This window comes from Streptomyces sp. PU-14G (assembly GCF_041028275.1).
Taxonomy (GTDB): domain Bacteria; phylum Actinomycetota; class Actinomycetes; order Streptomycetales; family Streptomycetaceae; genus Streptomyces.
In genome coordinates this window covers 1-1,188 of the sequence record NZ_JASKYT010000669.1, presented here as the reverse complement: position 1 = coordinate 1,188, position 1,188 = coordinate 1, and the positions used below count along the sequence as shown (strand labels likewise).

Here is a 1,188-nt window from a genome sequence, read left to right as displayed (position 1 = left end):
GTGCGCGACGGGCGGAGCGGTGGGCACCGCTCCGCCCGTCACCGGTTACTCAGGGTGGCCGTCACCCCCCCGCCCCCTGCCCATCGCCAGACCCATGACGGCGAGTCCGCACAGTGCCGCGACACCACCCGCGATCACGTTGTTGACGACGATCGACGTCGTGTCCGGCGCGCCGTTGATCACCCACTGCGAGATGATCACCCAGGCCCCGAGCAGCGGCGCCGTCCACCCCAGCAGGTGCGTCCGCTCGTAGGCGGATCCGAAACCGAAGGCGAGCGCCGCGAACGCCAAGCCGACGATGAGGTTGCTGACCGCCAGGCTCGTCGACGTGTTGAATCCGACGACCCACGGCGAGATCGCTATGTAGAGGCCCGCGAGGAAGCTCAGGCCCTCCACCAGCTGTGCGGTCGGAGTGGATCCGGCCTTCTCGTACCGCGCACGCATCTCCACCAGATCCGGGTGGTGTTCGATGCTGCTGCCGGTAGTAGGCACTGCCATGGTTGTCCTCCTCCTTCCAGAGAGTGCCTGTGGTGGGCGAACGGAACTCACCCGCCAGCCACCGGGTGAACAGTGGTCGGGTGACATTCACGGCCACGCGCCCCCATTCGTGTGATTTGGGTCACATTGCCCGAGCCGGTCTCGCGGCCCCCGTGGTACCCCGCTCCGCAAGGTGAGGGCACGAGTGCACAAGGTGGCTGCCGCGACACGGGTTGGCGTAGGCTCGCTCCCCTCCGTCACCACGGGGCCGTCACGCGCACGGCGGCCATCCGCAGCGGCGTGCCCACAGCGCCGCGACCTACGGCATCGTCATTCAGGGGGAGGGGCGACAGGGGGGAATGGAAGCGCTACGCCAGGACGATCCACGACGGCTCGGGCCCTACACCCTCGTCGGTCGCCTCGACGCGGACACGAGCGAGATACGCGCCGCTGCGCGCCGCTTCGTGGGCCTCGCCCCCGGTGGCGAGCGGACCGTCCTCGTCAACACGGTGCCGCTGGAGACCGTCGCCGATCCCGACTACGCCCGCCGCTTCCACGCGGAAGCCCTCGCAGCACAGCGGAACGGGCCGGACGGGGCACCCCGCAGTCCCTGGCTGCTGCCGGTCAGCGAGGTGAGCGGCCCCGCCAACGGACCCGTCTGGTACGCCTCCCCGTACCGCCCCGCCCTGCCGCTCCCCGCCGTACTGGAAG

Annotated in this window: 1 protein-coding gene and 1 pseudogene; one reads left to right on the top strand and one right to left on the bottom strand. The window is 70.3% G+C overall.

Annotation, left to right across the window (positions count from 1 at the left end):
• Nucleotides 1-45: 45 nt before the first annotated feature.
• Entirely contained in the window at nucleotides 46-498 is a 453-nt protein-coding gene (locus AB8Z75_RS34560) for an SPW repeat protein (RefSeq protein ID WP_369209043.1), read from the bottom strand.
• A 338-nt stretch (nucleotides 499-836) separates the two neighbouring features.
• Here AB8Z75_RS34560 and AB8Z75_RS34555 point away from each other — a divergent pair.
• Nucleotides 837-1,188, top strand: a pseudogene (locus tag AB8Z75_RS34555) (hypothetical protein); the annotation flags it as partial.